This window comes from Pseudomonas sp. MAG733B, assembly GCF_036884845.1.
Taxonomy (GTDB): Bacteria; Pseudomonadota; Gammaproteobacteria; order Pseudomonadales; family Pseudomonadaceae; genus Aquipseudomonas.
Genome location: NZ_CP145732.1, coordinates 5,569,608 through 5,588,462 on the forward strand (window position 1 = coordinate 5,569,608; position 18,855 = coordinate 5,588,462).

Here is an 18,855-nt window from a genome sequence, read left to right on the forward strand (position 1 = left end):
ATGCCTGAAGACGACTGATATCTGGAGCCAGCCACTAGTTAAGTCAAAAAACCGTGCACAGTCAAATTTATGGCGCACTATGTTTGGATTAACTGGCGTCAATTAACCAAACAGATGGTAAACCTTTGCCGCGTTTTGCGCTTGGTTGATCTGCGTCATCTCGTCGACTATCGCTTGGCGCTCACCCATCGTCGCAGTCAGCAGGTCTTTGTAGACCGCCAACAACCCTTCCAGATTGCTGCGCAATGCCTCTTCGTCGATCGGCGCCTCGCTGAGCACCTCGTCAACGCATTCACGACAGGCCGTATCCAGTTCGCCAATCGCATCCCAATTGCGCGCCGCCAGGGCGTCGATCAGGGCTTCACGGGTTTCTTCTATGCGCCGCAGTGCTTGACTCATGACGTGATCCTCAGACCTTCAGGCCGATTGATTGGCAATGGCATCCCAACCGCTTTTCAGGGTTTCAAGCAAACCCGACACCTCGTCGATGATCGCCGCGTCGTTATCGCGATTGGCTTCCATCAGACGCGTCATCATGTAGGCGTACAGATTGTCGAGCTGCTGCAGCGATGCCGGATCGTCGGTTTTTTCCGGGTTCAAGCCATCGCGCAGGCCAATGATGATGTCCACGGCCTTACCCATCATCAACCCCTTGAGTGCGATGTCGCCCCGCTCCATCGCGCCTTTGGCCTGGGCCATGCGATCCAGCCCGCCTTCCATCAGCAGCTGCACCAGGCGATGAGGGTTGGCTTCAGAGATCTGAGCATGGGAATTGACCTTCTGATATTGGCGAAGGGCTCTCATGGGGTTCATGTTTCTACCTCGTGACAGATAACAACTGAAAAAGGATTGCTCTGGTCTTTATGTCGACTGAGCGACACATAACTTTAACGCAGACCCACCACCAATGAAAAAACCCAGGCAGTATCATTACAGACTGCCTGGGTTTTTTTATGCCTGATCCGGATCAGTTGTCTTTCGGATTGTTCAGCGCATTGAGCGTGGTCATGATGCTGTCGCTCTGTGCCCGCAGCTTGGCCACAAGGGAGTCCATCGCGGTGTACTTGGCCGTCAGGCTGGTTTGCAGGCTGGCCATGCGCGCGTCGAGGGAGTCCTGCTGCTTTTTCAAGTCATTCAGGCTGTCGGTCAGGGTTGCCGAACGGGCAGCGAACACACCGGTCTTGCTCAGGGCAAAGCTGTCGGTGGCGGACTTCATACGCGCCAGCAAACCGGTGTCACCGGTAAAGATGCCGTTGATGTCAGCGGCATTAGTCAGTGCGGCGGCATCGAACAATTTATCGTCGACGGACAGCAACCCGGTTTTCTGATCAGTCTTGACGCCAAACTGAGCGAGAGACTTCAAATCCCCTGTCCCGCCCATCGCGTTCAACTCGGTACGCACCGACGACATCAATGAACGCAAGGAGGCATCGCCCGTGAGAGCGCCTGAAGTCACAGAACCATCAGGATTGGTGGTGACTTGAGTCTCGGAATTCGAAGCCTTGATCAGGGCGTTGTAGGTATCGACGAAACCCTTGACCGCCGACTTCAGTGTCGCAGTGCTCGCAGACACAGTGATGGTTGCCGCCGTCGCTGGACCACCACCGGAAGGCGTCGGCGATACGCCGGTCAGTTTGAGCGTGATCCCGCTCACCGCGTCGGCGATGTTATTGGTCTTGGAGATCATGGACACACCGTCGAGAACGTACTCGGCGTTCTGCGGCGGAGCCAGGACAGTGACACCTGTCTGCAGGCCCGAGTTGCCCGACAGCGTCAGATCCGAGCCAACACCGGTCGTGGTCGAGGTCAACACCATGCGAGAGCCGCTAGCGTCGGTCAGGATGTTGGCGCTCAGCCCTTTGTTGGCGTACTGCGAGTTGATCGAGTCGCGCACTTGCTGCAAGGTCGCGCCCGCAGGAATGCTGACGTCGAACGTGTCGCTGCCCTGCTTGATGCTCAGCGTGGTCGGCACGGAACCGGCGTTGACCACCGAAGACGCACCACCGGCGTAAACCTGGGTGGAAATCTTCGAGGCGGTTGCCAGCTTGGTGACCAACAGCGAGAAACTGCCCGCCGCCGCACCGTTACCGGTAGTCACGGTGGCGACCTTTTCATCGGAAGAAGTACCGCTCAAGCCACTGAAGCTGGAGGCGGTTTTCATGTTGTCCAGTGCGCTGCGGAAGGCGTCCAGCGCTGCCTGGATTTTGCCGATGGACGACAGCGAGGTGGTTGCTTTCAGCGTCTGATTGTTGATCTGCGTTTGCTTGGGCGCGCGTTCCGCGTCCACCAAAGACTTCACGATCGACTGGGTATCGATGTTCGAACCAATACCGCTAACCGTTGTACCCGCCATCATCTCTCTCCTTATCCAGTGGCTGCCGACATCTTGACTAAGTGCATCTTAATCAGCGACAGCAACAAAATTCATGCCAGTTCAGACTTTGTCGTCAAACAACAAACTACTGGCGTCCGACAGGCTTTGTGCCAGTTTCAGTGCGGTTTCCGAAGGGATCTGGCGAATCACGTCACCAGTTTCGGTGGCGATAACCTTGACCACGACCCGGCCGGAAGAATCATCAATGGAAAAATCCAGTTTGCGCTGGGCAGCCTGAACGAATTCCTGAATATCGGTAACGGCCTTCTCCAGGTCGTCGCGCTTGGGCTCGGAGCCCGATGACGCAACGGCTTCAACCTTAGGCTGATCCTGTTTGACGGGGGCATTCGGCGCTGCACTCTGAGGAGCAACGGCCGGATAAGACAAGTTCAACTTGACGCTCATGTCCATGCTAAATCTCCTCATCACGGAAAAGACGAAAGGGCACGTAAACGCGCCCTTCCGTCAGTCACCAAGCGCTGGAATTACTGAAGCAGCTTCAGTACAGCGGATGGCAGCTGGTTAGCCTGGGACAGGATCGCGGTGGAAGCCTGTTGCAGGGTTTGTTGCTTGGTCAGCTGAGCAGTTTCCGACGCGAAGTCGACATCCTGGATCACGCCACGAGCAGCAGTGGAGTTGTCCGAGATGCTGCGCAGGTTGGCAACGGTGCTGTCGAAACGGTTTTGTACAGCACCGAGGTCAGCACGCTGGGAGTCGATGTTGGCGATCGCCTGGGTGATCACGTCAACAGCGTTTTGCGCGTTGGTGGCGGTGGTCACGTCGGTGTTGCTGACAACGGTTTTAGCCGAGCTGACGGTAGTACCGGCGGCAACGAACAGACCGGTTGCACCAGCGCCGTTCAGCGAGTAGCTGTTGGTGGAGTTCAGGGAAACTGCACCAGTCACCTGAACTGCAGTTGCAGCAGCAGCAACAGCAGTGCCGTAGGAGCCAGCACCGTCTTTGGCAGCGATCGAGATACCGGCGATTGCGCTGGCGTCACCACCGTTCAGGATGATGTTCTCACCGGTGTCGGATTTGATTTCCAGGTTGCTGGTGGTGGAGTTGAAGTTAACGCTGATGCCCAGTTTGGCGGCGTTGGATTTCAATTGGTCAGCCAGGCCAGCAGTGTCGGTTACACCAACGATGTTGACCGCAGTACCCGAACCTACCTTGATGGTGAAGTTCGCAGTACCTGGCAGTGCACCAGTGATCGCTGCAGTGTTAACAGTGAACTTGGCTTCAGTGCTGGCAGTAGCCGACAGGCCACCGATGGCGCCGTTCATCTGAGCAGCGGTAGCTTTGGCAGACTGGCCAGTAACGGTGGTGATGCTAGCGGTTTGGCCGCCACCGGTAATAGCGATTGCACCACCGGTAACACCAGCCAGCGAAGGCGGGATGGCTACGGATTTCAGCTGCTGGGAGCCGATGTTGTTAGCCGATACGTCGCCCAGAGTCATGTTGATGGTCTGGTTGGCGTTGGCGCCGACCTGGAAAGCGGTAGTACCGAAACCACCGTCCAGCAGGTTACGACCACCGAAGGTAGTGGTGGTAGCGATACGGGTCAATTCAGCGGTCAGAGCCGAGTATTCAGCGTTGTTCGACTTACGGTCTTCAGCGCTTGGCGAGCCGTTCGCGGAAGCCAGAGCCAGGGTACGCATTTTCTGCAGGATGTTGGTGGATTCTTGCATCGCGCCTTCAGCAGTTTGCGCGATGGAGATACCGTCACCGGCGTTCTTGATAGCGGTTTGCAGGCCGTTGATCTGGCTGGTCAGACGGTTGGAGATTTGCAGGCCAGCAGCGTCATCTTTAGCGCTGTTGATACGCAGGCCGGAAGACAGGCGTTGCATCGAAGTTTGCAGAGCGTCGGACGAACGGGTCAGGTTCTTTTGAACGTTCAGCGATGCAATGTTGGTGTTTACTGTTAAAGCCATGACGAAATCCTCGTTGGATGGATACTTCGGCTTCCGGCCCTGACATCCGTCGGGTTTGGCCTAGAGAACCTACGTAATAGTTATCGTCGTGAGGTGGCTTTGCTTGAGGGGTTTTTTCGAATTTTTTAGTGGCAGCTTGCCAGCCCTTTATTTTCAAGGCTTTAGAGACAGAAAATCGGCGCCAGAAAAAGGCAAAACGCCCGGAGACTTACGTTTCCGGGCGTTTTTATTACAGCAGATATCGGGTTGATCAACCGCGATAGAGAATTGCCGAACCCCACGACAAGCCTACGCCAAAGCCGCTGATGGCGACTCGGGTCCACTTGGAGTCGAACACATGGTTCTGCAGTAGCAGCGGAATGCTGGATGAAACCGTATTGCCGGTTTCAAGCATGTCCTTGACGAACTTCTCCGGTTCACCTTCTTCGAAGCGGCGCGCCACGGCATCGACGATGGCCGCACTGCCCTGGTGAATGCAGAAGGCATCGATATCGCCAGCCTGCAAGTTCGACTCGTCCAGCAGCTCATGCAAATGCGCCGGGACTTTCAACAGTGCAAAGTTGAAGACCTGACGGCCATTCATGAAGAACACACCGTCGGTGACTTTCAGGTGCGGCGCGCCGGAACCGTCGGTGCCGAACTTCGACTTGCCCAGTTGCCAGACCGCGTTTTCACCCATCCAGGTGGCGGTGGCGGCATCGCCGAACAGCATGGTGGTGTTGCGATCTTCCGGGTCGACGATCTTCGAATACGGGTCGGCGGTGATCAGCAGGCCGTTTTTCAGCCCTGCCGCTTCCATGAAGCCCTTGATCGCATAGATGCCGTAGACGTAGCCGGAACAGCCCAGGGAAATATCGAAAGCGGCGACGTGGGTCGGCAAGCCCAATTTGTCCTGAACGATTGCGGCGGTGTGCGGCAATCCTTCTTCGTCACCGTTCTGGGTGACGACGATCAGGCAATCGATGGCTTCACGCTTGAGTTCAGGACTGGCGGCGAACAGCGCATTGGCGGCTTCGACACACAGATCGGAAGTTTCCTGATCGGCATCCATGCGCGGCAAAAATGCCGAGCCGATCTTGCCAAGGATAAAGGTTTCGTCCTTGTCGAACTTTGCACCCTGGGCGTAGTTATCAACCCCGGCTGTCGGCACGTAACTCGCTATATTTTTTATGCCAATCATTATGGCTTCCCAATAATAAACAGCTGAACATCGCCGCTCGCTGAATCGAGGGCGTCTACAGTCGGGGCCCGGCCCCAGAAGAGGCAACGTCGGGAATCAAGAAACACCTTGAACAGCCCGCCACCTTCACCGCCCGCAGACAGGATACAGTGAAGATGCGCGTTTTGACTGACGGGTCACTCAGAGATTACTGCTTTATTTGATTTTGTGGTCCGGATCCCCGCCCCACCCCACCGTGCATCATCAAAAAAAATGCAAAAAAAAAGCCAGCCCCCTATGAAAGGGACTGGCCACGAGCGGTCAAGACCGACTCAAAGCTTGTTGAACAGGCTCAACTGGGAAACCTTGGCGAACGCCAGTTGCGCAGCCTGCAGCATGGTCTGCTGCAAGGTCAGGCGCGTCAGCACTTCCGCCGGGTCGGTATTCTTGATTCCGTTACCTGTCGATTCGTTGATCAGGCCGGAGCTCGTGTTCTGCTCTGCCTGCATATCCATCACGTTGCCCCGCGCACCGATCGCTCCGCGCGCCAGGTCGACCTGGTTCTTGGAGTTGTTCAGGTTGGCAATGGCGGACGCTACCGTGTCTTCCAGGAAACGCTGGGCGGCTGGGTTGCCTTGGGTCGGCGAGTCGAGCGCCGAACGCAGCTGGCTGATGGTATCGAGCACGTTCTGGGTCTGATGGGTATTGACCGCGATGTCGAACTGATCACCTGCAGCCGGAGTCGGTGGCGTACCGCCCAAGGTAAAGCTGACACCGGCCGCCGTTGCCACGCCAGCCACCACAGTCCCGGTGGTGACCGGGGTGCTGGTGCTGGTCAATGGGCGGGTGTACAGCTCGAAGGTGCCGGGACCGGTGAACTTCAGGACCGCGCCGCCTTCAGGGAAAAAGCTCTCGTAGTCGGCAGCGTTGGTTACCGTCGTCTGGGAAATGATCGCCGTCGAGGCGTTGCCCGGGGCGCGGTTGGCGACAAAGCTGTCTGGCTTGGCCGCCAACTGGAAGCTGTGACCGGCGATCACCGCATCAGCGGATGCCGAGTCAGCCGGGGTGTCGCCCGGCTGGAAAGTGATATCCAGCTTGAAGGTCACACCGCGGAAAGTGACGTCGGAACCTCCCTTGGTATTCGGATCAAACTTGCCACCGCCAGTCGCTTCGGCAGTCACGTCATTACCCAGTGCATCGGTAATCACAAACTGGGTACTGCTGGTGAACGCCATGGTGTAAGGCTGGCCGTTGCGGAAGCTCGCATCGAACGCCGGACCGGAACTGACCAGCCCCGGGGACAAGTCCACACGTCCGTCATTGACGGCCGGTGCAGTCATGGTGGTGGTGCTGCGGGCAGCGTTGATCGCCTGCTGGAAAACGTCCCAACCGGTATCGTTCAGGCCCAGCGACATCGAATCGCCGATCTTCAGTTCCAGCTGGGTCTGGTCGCCCTGATAGCTGTAGGTGCCGTCGCTGTTGCGCACGAACGGCTGAGTGTTGTTGCTCGCACCGGAAAAGATGAACTTGCCGTTGGCGTCCTTGCTGTTCATCAGGCTCAGCAATTGCTCTTCGGACTGCTTGAGTTCGGCGGCGATGGATTTTCGGTCATCGTCGTTCAACGAACCGCCACCGGCGCGGATCGCCAACTCACTGACTTTCTGCAGCACGTTGTTGATGCTGTCCAGCACGCTTTCTTCCTGCGCCTGCGCCGTGTTCAACGCGCTGATGTTGGTGGTGTACTGACCCAACATGGCTTTTTGCTGTTCGAGTTGCAGCAGACGGGCCGCACCAACAGGATCGTCCGCCGCGGTCTCGAGCTTCACGCCGCTGCTGGCCTGCTCGGCGGTCTTCATCACATTGTTGAGGTTGCGAGAATAGTTGGCAGCCGTCGTGGCGTAATACTGTGCTGTAGAAATACGCATGTTCTACGGCTCCTTAAAGGGCATTGATCAGAGTGCTGAAAATTTCCTGCGCAGTCTTGATGATCTGCGAAGAGGCCGTGTAGTACTGCTGGTACTTGGTCAGGTTGCCCGCCTCTTCATCGAGGTCGACGCCCGACAGCGAGTCACGGGCATTTCGCGCACCGGTCAGGATGGTGTCGGTGGCCGTGCCATCCAGCTGGGCTTGCTTGGTCAGGGAACCAACAGTCGTTACCAGACCACCATAGGCTTCGGTAAAACTCACGCCCGGGCTGGTGGCGCTGGCGCCGATAGTAGCCTTGGTTTGCAGCGCGAGCAGCGACTGGGCATTGCGGTTGTCGGTGCTGTCGGCCGCCGTCATGGAAATATTGAAACTGTCACCGGAAGCAGGGCTGCCGCTGACCGTCATCGCCACATTGAAGGTTTTGGCGTTGCCACCGGCATCGGTGTATGGCACCGCGATGTTCAGGTCGTTGTTCTGGCCCGGCACGATGCTGCCAGTGCCGATACTGGTGCCCTTGGCGTCGAATACTTCATAGGCGGTGGCGCTGGTCATCAACATGCGAACCGGCATCGCAGCCTTGACCGCCGTCTGCACTTCCAGGCGCTGGACCGGGTCGTAGATGTCCAGGAGCGTGCTCAGTTTCGGCTGGCTGACAGCACCGGTGCCGTCATTGCCCGAGGCCTTGGTGGACGTCAGCGGAGCGGACGTGGCCAGGGTCTTGGTGTCGGTCATGACCGTGGTCATGTCGGCGGCGGCGCCACGGGTCGGGGTGATCTTGAACGAATCGCCGGCGGCCACGGTGCCCGAATTGATGCTTAGGCTGAAGCCATCGATAACAGGATCAGCGGCAGGCGGTGTAGCGAAGGCGAAGTTGCCCATGTCGGTGTTATCCGACAGGCGACGCACGTTATATCCCGTCGCCGTGATGGTCACCTGATAATCACTGGCCGCCAGCTTGCTGGTGTCCTTGATGGTGACATTCAGGTTGCCGGACGCCGGATTGTTGTTGGCGTTGGCGATGCTGCGCTCGCCGATGGCTTTCAAACTGTTGATGTTGTTGAACAGCGCCGCGCCGAAGTTGCCGTTCTGGTCCAGGCCCTGGCCCAACTGCTTGTTGACCTGATCGGCGACGACCATGGCGATGCGACCGAGGCCATTGACCGCCGGTGCAAGCACTTCGTTGCGATAACGCACCAGGCCGCCCATCTCCCCACCGCTCATCACGCTGGTGATGTCGACTGAAGAGCCATTGCGATCCATGATGATCGAGGAACGGGTCGGATCGGCAGGGTCCGGCGCCACACGCAATTTGTTGACAACGTCGCCGACCACCAGCGGCTGGCCACTGCCCAGGTAGATATCTATTCGACCCTCGGTCTCGGTCACCTGCGTGCCGACCAGCTCGTTGAGCTGACGAATGGTTTCGTTGCGCTGGTCCAGCAGTTCGTTGGGGGTACCGCCCGAGCCGCTGACTTCAGCGATCTTCTTGTTGTACGCCGCCACGGTCGACGCCAGTTTGTTGACCTGATCGGCCATCGAACCCAACTGGTCGTTGATGTAGGTGTTTTGCTGCGACAGCTGCTGCGAGATCGAGTTGAAGCGACTGCTCAAACCCTGGGCATTGGTCAGCAATGCCTGGCGCGCGGCGTTATCGTTGGAGTTGCCGGCCAGGGTCTGCAACGACGCGAAGAACGATTGCAGGGTCTTGGTCACACCGGTACCGCTGTCGGACAGCAACTTGTCGACCTGGGTGGCCTGCCCCAGATAAGCCTGCGCATCGCTGTTGAGCGAAGTGGTGGTCTGCAACTGTGCATCGAGGTAGCTGTTGTACACCCGACGCACATCGGCCAGCGTGGTGCCGGTGCCGATGAACACATTGCCATACTGAATAGAATTCTTGCTGTTCTGTACAGTTTGCTGGCGCGAGTACCCGACGGTATCGACGTTGGAAATGTTATTACCGGTAGTCACCAACGATGCGTGGCTAGCGGACAAACCCGACATTCCGATGTTGAGTAAACTCATGGTTCAGACCTTGATCCTTAGTGCCTATAAAGGCGTGGTGGAAACGCCCGCCGCAGCGTAGTTCTGGTAACTCGTCATCTGCTTGGCTATCTGCGAAATCTTGCTTGCGTAGTCCGGGTCGGTTGCATAACCGGCCTTCTGCAACTCGCGTACAAACTGTTCTGGGTTATCGGCCGACTTCAGCACATCTTGATAGCGATTATTGGTCTGCAGCAAAGTAACAAGGTCGTGGAAACTGTCCTTGTAAGAGTCGTAGGAACGGAACTCGGCCGTCTCCTTGACCATCTCGCCATTCCTGAATTCGCTGGTGATCGCACGCGCCGAATTGCCTTGCCAGTTACTGCTGGCCTTGATGCCGAACAGGTTGTGGCTGCTGCTGCCATCCTGGGCGCGCATGACCGACTTGCCCCAACCGGTTTCCAGTGCGGCCTGGGCCACCAGGTAGCGCGGGTCGACGCCAATGCGATCGGCCGCTTCCTTGGCCATGGGCAGCATGGTGTTGACGAATTCGTCGGCGGAACTGAAGGCTTTCTTCGCCGGCGCCAAAGGAATTTGTGCGATGGCGCGACCATGAATCTGCATCGATCCGCTCGACGCCGCTTGCGCATTCGCCAGCCAGTCGCCGTTGTACAAAGGCCCGGCACCGCTGGTTGCTACGCGCTCCGGCAGTTGAGTCTTGCTGACCGCCGCAGGTGTCGTCGTGGCGGAAGGCACCAGGCCTGCCAGCAAGCGATCGGCCAGTTTCGGCGGCAATGCCAGGCGCCGCTGATTGATCAGTGCCATGTCATTGTGATGCGCGCCCTCGCCTGTCGGCGCCTTGACCGAACGCGAAGCCCACAACGGACGCTCGCCATTGACCCGTGACAGCGGCCCATTGATCGCCACCGTGCCCGCCGCAATTGGTGTTTGCGCAGCGGCTTTCGCGGCCTCCTGCTTGGCGGCGGACAGCGTTGCCGCTTCACCCGGCGCCAGCGGTTTGTTCTTCGACATCTGGCGCATCAGCACGTCGGCCAGACCAATACCACCACCCTCGCGGGACATGGAAACGGCCAACTGCTGGTCGTACATTTCCTGGTATTGCTTGGCTTCAGCGGTGTTGAGCGGATTGTCCTTGCCCAGCGCTTCGGTGGCCGAGCGCATGGACTTGAGCATCTCGCCGAGGAACAGCGATTCGAACTCCTGCGCCACCTTGCGCATGTTCGCGTCGCTGTTCTTGTCGCCGACCTTGAGCTGATTCAGCCGGTTCAGGTCGGAGAACGCACCCGAATCGCTGCTGCTGACCCGACCACTCTTGAACATGTCCATATGATCGCCGTCCTTAGATCACGATCAGGTCGGCTTGCAAGGCGCCGGCCTGTTTCAGTGCTTCGAGGATGGCCATCAAGTCGCCCGGCGCCGCGCCGACCTGGTTCACCGCACGGACGATTTCGTCGAGGGTGGTGCCCGGGCCAAATTTGAACATCGGCTTGGCTTCCTGCTGGGCGTTGACCCGCGAACGCGGCACGACCGCCGTCTGACCATTGGACAGAGGGCCGGGCTGGCTGACGATCGGGTCTTCAGTGATGGTCACGGTCAGGCTGCCGTGGGTGACGGCGGCCGGGGAAACCTTGACGTTCTGGCCGATCACGATGGTGCCGGTGCGCGAGTTGATGATGACTTTCGCCACCGCCTGACCCGGATCGATTTCGAGGTTTTCGAGGATCGACAGGTAGTCGACACGCTGGCTCGGATCAAGCGGCGCGGTGACGCGAATCGAGCCGCCATCAATAGCCTGCGCCACACCAGGGCCGAGCATGTCGTTGATCTTGTCGACGATGCGCTTGGCGGTGGTGAAGTCGGAGCGGTTGAGGTTCAGCGTCAGGCTGTTGCCCTGGTTGAATCCGCTCGGCACCGCACGCTCAACCGACGCACCGCCAGGGATGCGACCGGCTGACGGAACGTTGACGGTGATCTTCGAACCGTCGCGACCTTCGGCGTCAAAACCGCCGACCACCAGGTTGCCCTGGGCGATGGCGTAGACGTTGCCGTCGATACCCTTAAGCGGTGTCAGCAGCAACGTGCCGCCGCGCAGGCTCTTGGAATTACCGATCGACGAAACGGTGATGTCGACCTGCTGACCCGGCTTGGCGAACGCTGGCAGATCGGCACTGATCGACACCGCCGCGACGTTCTTCAACTGCACGTTGCCCGAACCCGGCGGCACCTTGATGCCGAACTGCGAGAGCATGTTGTTGAAGGTCTGCAGGGTGAACGGGGTTTGCGTCGTCTGGTCGCCGGTACCGTTAAGCCCGACCACCAGGCCGTAACCGATCAACTGGTTGGAACGCACGCCGGAAATGCTGGCGATGTCCTTCAGCCGCTCGGCTTGAACGTTGAAGGCTGCCGACAGCATCAGAGCGGCAACGATGAGACTTCTGAAGTTCAACATGCTCAACTGGAAAGCCACCTAGAAAGGGAACAGCGGGCTGAGGAAGAAACGGTCGAACCAGCCTGGCTGACTCGCATCGGCAAACGAACCGGTGCCCGAGTAGGTGATGCGCGCATCGGCGACACGGGTCGACGGCACAGTGTTATCGGTGGAGATATCGTCGGCGCGAACCAACCCGGCAATCCGCACCAGTTCGTCGCCGGTGTTGAGTGTCATCCACTTCTCGCCACGTACCGCGATGATGCCGTTGGGCAACACGTCAGCCACGGTCACGGTGATCGAGCCCGTCAGGGTGTTGCCCTGCGCGGCCTTGCTGTCACCCTTGGTCGCGCGGTCGCCTTCATAGCTGGCATCCAGGCTCAGGTCGCCACTGCCAAACGGGTTGTTGGTGTTCGGGGTAGAGCCGAACAGCGAGCTCAGGCCGATGCTGGCCTTGCTGTTCTTGCCGATTTGCGAGTTGGCGTTTTTGCTCGCCTGGGTCTTCTCGTTCAGGGTGATGGTGATGATGTCACCGACCCGGAACGCCTTGCGGTCGCCATAGAGGTTCTGCTCGAAACCGGCCTGATAAATCGAACCGTTATTCGCGGCAGCCGGCAGCGGCGTGCGCGGCAACACCGGGGCGTAGTAAGGATCATTGGGCTTGGGTGTCGGACCGACACAGCCGGCGAGCACGGTGATCCCACTCAATGCCAGAACAGAAACGAAGCGATTCATGACCCTTACCTCACGGTGTTGCAGGCGACCGCATGGCCGCCTCATAGACTTGATTACAGATTCTGCGTTACGAACGAGAGCATCTGGTCGGCGGTGGAGATCACCTTGGAGTTCATCTCGTAGGCGCGCTGAGTGGTGATCATGTTGACCATCTCTTCAACGGTGCTGACGTTGGACGTTTCCAGGGTGTTCTGCAGCGTGGTACCGAAACCGGCCAGGCCCGGCGTGCCGACTTGCGGCGCACCACTGGCGGCGGTTTCCAGGAACAGGTTGTTACCCACCGCTTGCAGGCCGGCCGGGTTGATGAAGTCGGCGGTTTGCAGGTTACCGATCACCTGGGACGCCGGGTTGCCGGCCACGGTGATGGACACGGTGCCGTCCTTGCCGACGGTGAAGGTCTGGGCGTCGTTCGGGATGACAATCGCCGGTTCCAGGGCGAAGCCGCTGGCGTTGACGATCTGGCCGTTGGAGTCCAGGTGGAAAGTGCCGTCACGGGTGTAGGACGTGGTGCCGTCCGGTTGCAGGATCTGGAAGAAACCGCGACCGTCGATGGCCATGTCCAGCGGCTGTTCGGTGGTTTGCAGGCTGCCGGCATTGAAGTTTTTCTGGGTGCCGACAATGCGCACACCAGTACCCAATTGCAGGCCCGACGGCAGTTCGCTGTCCTGGGTCGACTGGGCGCCTGGCTGGCGTTTGATCTGGTAGAGCAAGTCCTGGAACTCGGCGCGGTCACGTTTGAAACCCGTGGTCGACACGTTGGCCAGGTTGTTGGAAATGGTGGTCAGGTTGGTGTCCTGGGCGGACAGACCGGTTTTGGCAACCCATAGAGCCGGAAGCATTCGATTCTCCTCGTGCGCCTGTTTTACGGCGCGACGTTCTGATAATTAGCTGATCTGCAAGACCCGAGCCATGGCCTGGTCGTCTTCTTTGGCGGTGTTCATCATCTTGATGTGCAGCTCGAACTGCTTCGACAAGGCCAGCACCGAGGTCATCTCGTCCACGGCGTTGACGTTGCTCGACTCAAGGAAACCGGACACCAGTTTGACGTTGGCATCGGCTTGCGCCGGTTGGCCGTCCTTGGTGTGGATCGAACCGTCCAGGCCCTTGGTCATGTTCTTGATGTCCGGGTTGACCAGCTTGATACGGTCGACTTCCGCCATGACGCGAGGACCTTCGCCCATCGCACGAATGCTGATGGTGCCGTCCTCGCCCACTTCAATCTGCTGCTCGGGCGGCACGGCGATTGGACCGCCATTGCCGATCACAGGCATGCCGTTACCGGCGCGCAACACACCAAGGGCGTCAACCACCAGACTGCCGGTACGCACATAGCTTTCGCCGCCATCGGGATTCTGCACCGCCAGCCAGCCGTTGCCCTGCACGGCGACATCGAGATCGCGACCGGTCTGTACCAGCGAGCCGGGAGAGAAGTCGGTGGCCGGGCGTTCGGACATGGCAAACGCACGCGCCGGAAAGCTGTCGCCGAACACCGGCATCGAACGCGCCTGCTCCAGGTCTTTCTGGAAGCCGTTGGTGGAGATGTTCGCGAGGTTGTTGGCATGAGCCTTTTGCGCCAGTGCATTCTGGCTGGCGCCGGTCATTGCCACATAAAGGTACTTGTCCACAATCTTTCCTCTGCCTGCCGGACGTTTGCCGCCCACTGCTGTACTGACGAGGCATAAGCAATTTGCAGACCAACTTGTTTTTCGCGGCGCGAGGCCCGGCAAACAAAGGGCTTTGGAGGTATTGCGGGGAATTTTGGAAAGTAGTGAAGACGAAAAACCGGCGGTGTTATGCCGCTTCACGGCAATGGATCAAAAGATCGCAGCCTTCGGCAGCTCCTACAGGGGATTGGCGTTCAACCTGTAGGACCTTCCGAAGGCTGCGATCTTTTGATCTTCAGGAAATATCTTTGCCCACCTCATAATCCCGCAACTTGTTGGCAATGGTGGTGTGCGAAACCCCCAACCGCTTGCCCAGTTGCCGACTGCTCGGATGCTCGGAATACAAACGCTCCAGCACGGCTTTCTCGAAGCGCCCGACAATTTCGTCCAGCCCGCCCTCCAGCGAAAAATCGCCAAGCGGCTGACGCACGCCATAGTCCGGCAAGCGAATGTGCTCGGCCTTGACTGTGCCGCCATCGCACAGGGACACAGCCTGGAACAGCACGTTTTCCAACTGCCGGACGTTGCCCGGCCAGTGGTAATGACTCAGTCGGTCCATGGCCGCCGGGGCCAGTTTCGGCAGCGGGCAACCGATCTGCCGACTGGCCTGATCGAGGAAGTGCTCCACCAGCGGCGGCAAACCGTCGAGGCATTCGCGCAGTGGCGGGATGTGCAGCGACAACACGTTCAAGCGGTGATAGAGATCCTGACGAAACTCGCCGCGCGCGCACAGTTCGGACAGGTCAACCTGGGTAGCGCAGATCACCCGCACATCGAGGTAGACCTCTTCATCGCTGCCTACGCGACGGAAGCAACCGTCCTGCAGGAAGCGCAGCAGTTTCACCTGCAAGCGCGGGCTCATTTCCCCGACGCCATCGAGAAACAGCGTACCGCCCGCCGTCAATTCCAGCAGCCCGAGTTTGCCCTCGGCCCGCGCCCCTTCAAAGGCGCCCGGGCCGTAGCCGAACAACTCGGTCTCGGCCATGGACTCCGGCAGGCCGGCGCAGTTGAGCGCCATCAGCGGCGATTGCCCACGCGGGCTGGCCAGATGACAGGCGCGCGCCAGCAACTCCTTGCCGGTGCCGGTTTCGCCTTCTATTAATAGCGGCGCATCGAGTGGCGCCATGCGCCGGGCTTCGCGCACCACCGCCGCCATCACTTTCGAGCTTTGGAAGATGCTGTCGAAGCCACGCAATTCCTGCTTGCGCACGTTATAGATGCGCTCGCCAACGCGGTCTGCGCGGTGCAGCGTCAGTACGGCACCGGCCATCGCCTCGCTGTCATCGTGCTCCGATTGCAGCGGCGCAATGTCGGCCAGGAATACATCGCCCTTGACCTTGACCCGCAACCCGTTGATCCGCGATTTGTTGGCGCGCACCAGTTCCGGCAAATCGAAATCTTCGGCATAGCGCGACAACGGAATCCCCGGCACCTCGTCCACCCGCACACCGAGCAACTGCGCCGCCGCACGGTTGGCCGCCACGATGGAGCCACCCATATCGATCGACAACACCGGAAACTCAAGGGCACCGAGCAACGCATTGAGCTCCATGTGCCGACGCTCGCTGGGCATCAGCCCTACACGCTTGACGCCAAACACCCCGGCAATCGCCTCGAACTTCGGACGCAAGGCCTGGAACTGGATGTTGATCAGGTTCGGACAGTGCAAATAGATCGCATTGCCATGCTCTCCGCCCACCTCACCGCGAGCGACGTTGATGCCGTACTCCACCAACAGATTGAGAATGTCACGCAGGATGCCGATGCGGTTCTGGCAGTGGACTTTGATACGCATATAAAGGCCCGAACAGAAGTGAATGAGGCCCATTGCAGGAAAATTTCTGCTGAAGCACTCAGATAGTCGTCAAGATTATGTGACAGGTGGAGCACTTTTCCCACCCGCTAATCTCAACATCTGCGCGACAACGGCAAAAACGTAACGGAAACTTTACGATTATTGGAGGATTTTCCTACACGGAGCACTCATCACCTGCTGCCATTGCGCAATTCATGGGTTATTTCTGGGTCCATAGCAGCACATAACAAGAACGAATCCCCTAGCAGGAGAGCAGCATGAAGCAGACGCAATACGTGGCTCGCGAGCCCGATGCGCAAGGTTTTATCGACTACACCGCTGAAGAACACGCGGTGTGGAACACGCTGATCACTCGCCAACTGAAAGTGATCGAAGGGCGTGCGTGCCAGGAATATCTGGACGGTATCGAAAAACTCGGTCTGCCCCACGACCGCATTCCACAACTGGGCGAGATCAACAAGGTCCTCGGTGAAACCACCGGTTGGCAGGTCGCCCGTGTACCGGCGCTGATCCCCTTCCAGACCTTTTTCGAATTGCTCGCCAGCAAGCAGTTTCCAGTGGCAACCTTCATTCGTACCCGCGAAGAGCTGGATTACCTGCAAGAGCCGGACATTTTCCACGAGATTTTTGGCCACTGTCCGCTGCTGACCAACCCATGGTTTGCCGAATTTACCCACACCTACGGCAAGCTCGGCCTACAGGCTTCGAAGGAAGAACGCGTGTATCTGGCGCGCCTGTACTGGATGACCATCGAATTCGGCCTGGTCGACACCCCGCAAGGCCAGCGCATCTACGGCGGCGGCATCCTGTCCTCGCCGAAGGAAACCGTTTACTGCCTGTCGGACGAGCCTGAGCATCAGGCGTTTGATCCGCTGGAATGCATGCGTACGCCTTACCGCATCGACATTCTGCAGCCGCTGTATTTCGTGCTGCCGAACCTCAAGCGCCTGTTCGACCTCGCCCACGAAGACATCATGGGCATGGTCAAGCAAGCAATGCAGATGGGTCTGCATGCACCGAAATTTCCGCCCAAACCAAAAGCCGCCTGATCCGCAGCTTTTAGAATCAAGTGAGCCTGTCAGGAACCGACGCTTTGCTTTAGCGTGGTACACCTCTCAATAAATTCTGACGGCTGATCTCCCAACATTCGATTTCAGGAACACATCATGACCGCACTCACCCAAGCCCATTGCGAAGCCTGCCGCGCCGATGCCCCACAAGTCAGCGACGAAGAATTGCCGATCCTGATCAAGCAGATCCCGGACTGGAACATCGAAGTTCGCGACAGCATCATGCAGCTGGAAAAAGTCTTCCTGTTCAAGAATTTCAAGCACGCCCTGGCGTTCACCAACGCCGTCGGTGAAATCTCCGAGGCCGAAGGTCACCACCCGGGCCTGCTGACCGAGTGGGGCAAAGTGACCGTGACCTGGTGGAGCCACTCGATCAAAGGCCTGCACCGCAACGACTTCATCATGGCCGCGCGCACTGACGAAGTAGCCAAGGACGCCGAGGGCCGCAAATAATGCATTTCGATGCCATCGGCCGTGTCCCCGGCGACCCGATTCTCGGCCTGATGGAGGCCTATGCGCAGGACCCGAACCCGCGCAAATTCGACCTCGGCGTGGGTGTCTACAAAGACGCCCAGGGCCTGACGCCGATTCCGCAATCAGTGAAACTCGCCGAAGCACGTCTGGTGGAGCGTCAAACCACCAAGACCTACATCGGCGGTCACGGCGAGCCGGCGTTCGGCAAAGCGATCAATGAGCTGGTGCTGGGCGCCGACTCGAAACTTATTGCCGAACAACGCGCCGGCGCCACCCAGACACCGGGCGGCACGGGAGCGTTGCGCTTGAGCGCGGACTTCATCGCCCAATGCCTGCCGGGCCGTGGCGTATGGCTGAGCAATCCTACCTGGCCAATCCACGAAAGCATTTTCGCGGCAGCCAAAGTCAAGGTCAGTCACTACCCGTACGTGGGCAGCGACAACCGCCTCGATGTCGACGCCATGCTGGCGGTGCTCAATGAAGCGCCCAAGGGCGATGTCGTGTTGCTGCACGCCTGCTGCCACAACCCGACCGGTTTCGACCTGTCCCATGATGACTGGCGCCGGGTGCTGGACGTGGTGCGCAAGCGCGAACTGCTGCCGCTGATCGACTTCGCGTATCAAGGTTTCGGTGATGGCCTGGAACAGGATGCCTGGTCGACCCGGCTATTCGCCGCCGAGTTGCCGGAAGTGCTGATCACCAGCTCCTGCTCGAAGAACTTCGGCCTGTACCGCGACCGCACCGGTGCGCTGATTGTCTGCGCGAAAACCGCCGACAAGCTCATCGACATCCGCAGCCAACTGGCCAACATCGCCCGTAACTTGTGGTCGACCCCGCCGGATCACGGCGCGGCCGTGGTGGCGACCATCCTCGGCGATCCAGAGTTGAAAAACCTCTGGCGCGACGAAGTGGAAGCGATGCGCCTGCGTATCGCCCAACTGCGCAGTGGTCTGGTGGAAGCGCTGGAGCCACACGGTTTGCGCGAGCGCTTTGCGCACATTGGCGTGCAGCGCGGAATGTTTTCCTACACCGGGTTGACGCCTGAGCAAGTGAAAAACCTGCGCGATCATCACAGCGTTTATATGGTCAATTCAGGTCGGGCCAACGTGGCGGGGATTGATGCCACGCGGCTGGATTTGTTGGCCGAGGCGATTGCCAGCGTCTGCAAATAATCTTCAAACACTGCAACACCCTGTAGGAGCGAGCCTGCTCGCGATAGCGGAGTGTCATTCAACGCTGATGTTGACTGTTACACCGCTATCGCGAGCAGGCTC

17 protein-coding genes are annotated in these 18,855 nt (G+C 58.9%); 3 read left to right on the forward strand and 14 right to left on the reverse strand.

What is annotated here, in order from left to right; translation table 11 throughout:
* Positions 1-102: 102 nt before the first annotated feature.
* The 14 genes from fliT to V6Z53_RS25505 all read right to left on the reverse strand — a co-directional run bounded on the left by fliT (position 103) and on the right by V6Z53_RS25505 (position 16,016).
* Entirely contained in the window at positions 103-399 is a 297-nt protein-coding gene (gene fliT / locus V6Z53_RS25440; RefSeq protein WP_338582393.1) for a flagellar protein FliT, read from the reverse strand.
* Positions 400-417: 18 nt separating this feature from the next.
* Positions 418-813, reverse strand: a complete 396-nt coding sequence (fliS, locus tag V6Z53_RS25445; protein ID WP_338582394.1) for a flagellar export chaperone FliS — start codon at positions 811-813, stop codon at positions 418-420.
* A 154-nt stretch (positions 814-967) separates the two neighbouring features.
* Positions 968-2,353, reverse strand: coding sequence for a flagellar filament capping protein FliD (fliD, locus tag V6Z53_RS25450; RefSeq protein WP_338582395.1), 1,386 nt, complete (start codon positions 2,351-2,353; stop codon positions 968-970).
* 81 nt (positions 2,354-2,434) lie between these two features.
* Positions 2,435-2,785, reverse strand: coding sequence for a flagellar protein FlaG (locus V6Z53_RS25455; protein WP_338582396.1), 351 nt, complete (start codon positions 2,783-2,785; stop codon positions 2,435-2,437).
* Positions 2,786-2,859: 74 nt separating this feature from the next.
* A complete protein-coding gene (locus tag V6Z53_RS25460; RefSeq protein ID WP_338582397.1) occupies positions 2,860-4,305 on the reverse strand; it encodes a flagellin in 1,446 nt (481 codons plus the stop codon).
* Between the two features lie 250 nt (positions 4,306-4,555).
* Positions 4,556-5,485: a ketoacyl-ACP synthase III gene (locus V6Z53_RS25465; protein ID WP_338582398.1), complete on the reverse strand. Its 930-nt coding sequence runs from the start codon at positions 5,483-5,485 to the stop codon at positions 4,556-4,558.
* Positions 5,486-5,796: 311 nt separating this feature from the next.
* Entirely contained in the window at positions 5,797-7,389 is a 1,593-nt protein-coding gene (locus V6Z53_RS25470) for a flagellar hook-associated protein 3 (protein ID WP_338582399.1), read from the reverse strand.
* A gap of 13 nt (positions 7,390-7,402) precedes the next feature.
* On the reverse strand, positions 7,403-9,415 hold the full coding sequence (gene flgK, locus V6Z53_RS25475) for a flagellar hook-associated protein FlgK (RefSeq protein ID WP_338582400.1): 2,013 nt from the start codon (positions 9,413-9,415) through the stop codon (positions 7,403-7,405).
* Positions 9,416-9,439: 24 nt separating this feature from the next.
* Positions 9,440-10,720 (reverse strand): flagellar assembly peptidoglycan hydrolase FlgJ, encoded by a 1,281-nt coding sequence (flgJ, locus tag V6Z53_RS25480; RefSeq protein ID WP_338582401.1) that lies wholly within the window; start codon positions 10,718-10,720, stop codon positions 9,440-9,442.
* Between the two features lie 13 nt (positions 10,721-10,733).
* Positions 10,734-11,843 carry a flagellar basal body P-ring protein FlgI gene (locus V6Z53_RS25485; RefSeq protein WP_338586564.1) on the reverse strand — a complete coding sequence of 370 codons (1,110 nt, stop codon included), beginning with the start codon at positions 11,841-11,843 and terminating at the stop codon, positions 10,734-10,736.
* 18 nt (positions 11,844-11,861) lie between these two features.
* Positions 11,862-12,557 carry a flagellar basal body L-ring protein FlgH gene (gene flgH, locus V6Z53_RS25490; protein ID WP_150704800.1) on the reverse strand — a complete coding sequence of 232 codons (696 nt, stop codon included), beginning with the start codon at positions 12,555-12,557 and terminating at the stop codon, positions 11,862-11,864.
* 53 nt (positions 12,558-12,610) lie between these two features.
* Positions 12,611-13,396 carry a flagellar basal-body rod protein FlgG gene (gene flgG, locus V6Z53_RS25495; protein WP_008055493.1) on the reverse strand — a complete coding sequence of 262 codons (786 nt, stop codon included), beginning with the start codon at positions 13,394-13,396 and terminating at the stop codon, positions 12,611-12,613.
* A 45-nt stretch (positions 13,397-13,441) separates the two neighbouring features.
* A complete protein-coding gene (locus tag V6Z53_RS25500) occupies positions 13,442-14,182 on the reverse strand; it encodes a flagellar basal body rod protein FlgF (RefSeq protein WP_338582402.1) in 741 nt (246 codons plus the stop codon).
* 274 nt (positions 14,183-14,456) lie between these two features.
* On the reverse strand, positions 14,457-16,016 hold the full coding sequence (locus tag V6Z53_RS25505; RefSeq protein WP_338582403.1) for a sigma-54-dependent transcriptional regulator: 1,560 nt from the start codon (positions 16,014-16,016) through the stop codon (positions 14,457-14,459).
* 278 nt (positions 16,017-16,294) lie between these two features.
* On the opposite strand from V6Z53_RS25505, the gene phhA reads away from it, so the two are divergent.
* From phhA to V6Z53_RS25520, 3 genes are all read left to right on the forward strand, one after another.
* Positions 16,295-17,086 carry a phenylalanine 4-monooxygenase gene (gene phhA, locus V6Z53_RS25510; protein ID WP_008055500.1) on the forward strand — a complete coding sequence of 264 codons (792 nt, stop codon included), beginning with the start codon at positions 16,295-16,297 and terminating at the stop codon, positions 17,084-17,086.
* A gap of 117 nt (positions 17,087-17,203) precedes the next feature.
* The gene (locus tag V6Z53_RS25515) at positions 17,204-17,560 is read left to right on the forward strand and encodes a 4a-hydroxytetrahydrobiopterin dehydratase (RefSeq protein WP_046037728.1); all 357 of its coding nucleotides are present in this window, start codon (positions 17,204-17,206) and stop codon (positions 17,558-17,560) included.
* The gene (locus V6Z53_RS25520; RefSeq protein ID WP_338586566.1) at positions 17,557-18,753 is read left to right on the forward strand and encodes an amino acid aminotransferase; all 1,197 of its coding nucleotides are present in this window, start codon (positions 17,557-17,559) and stop codon (positions 18,751-18,753) included. The genes V6Z53_RS25515 and V6Z53_RS25520 overlap by 4 nt, the downstream gene beginning before the upstream one ends.
* Positions 18,754-18,855 lie beyond the last annotated feature (102 nt).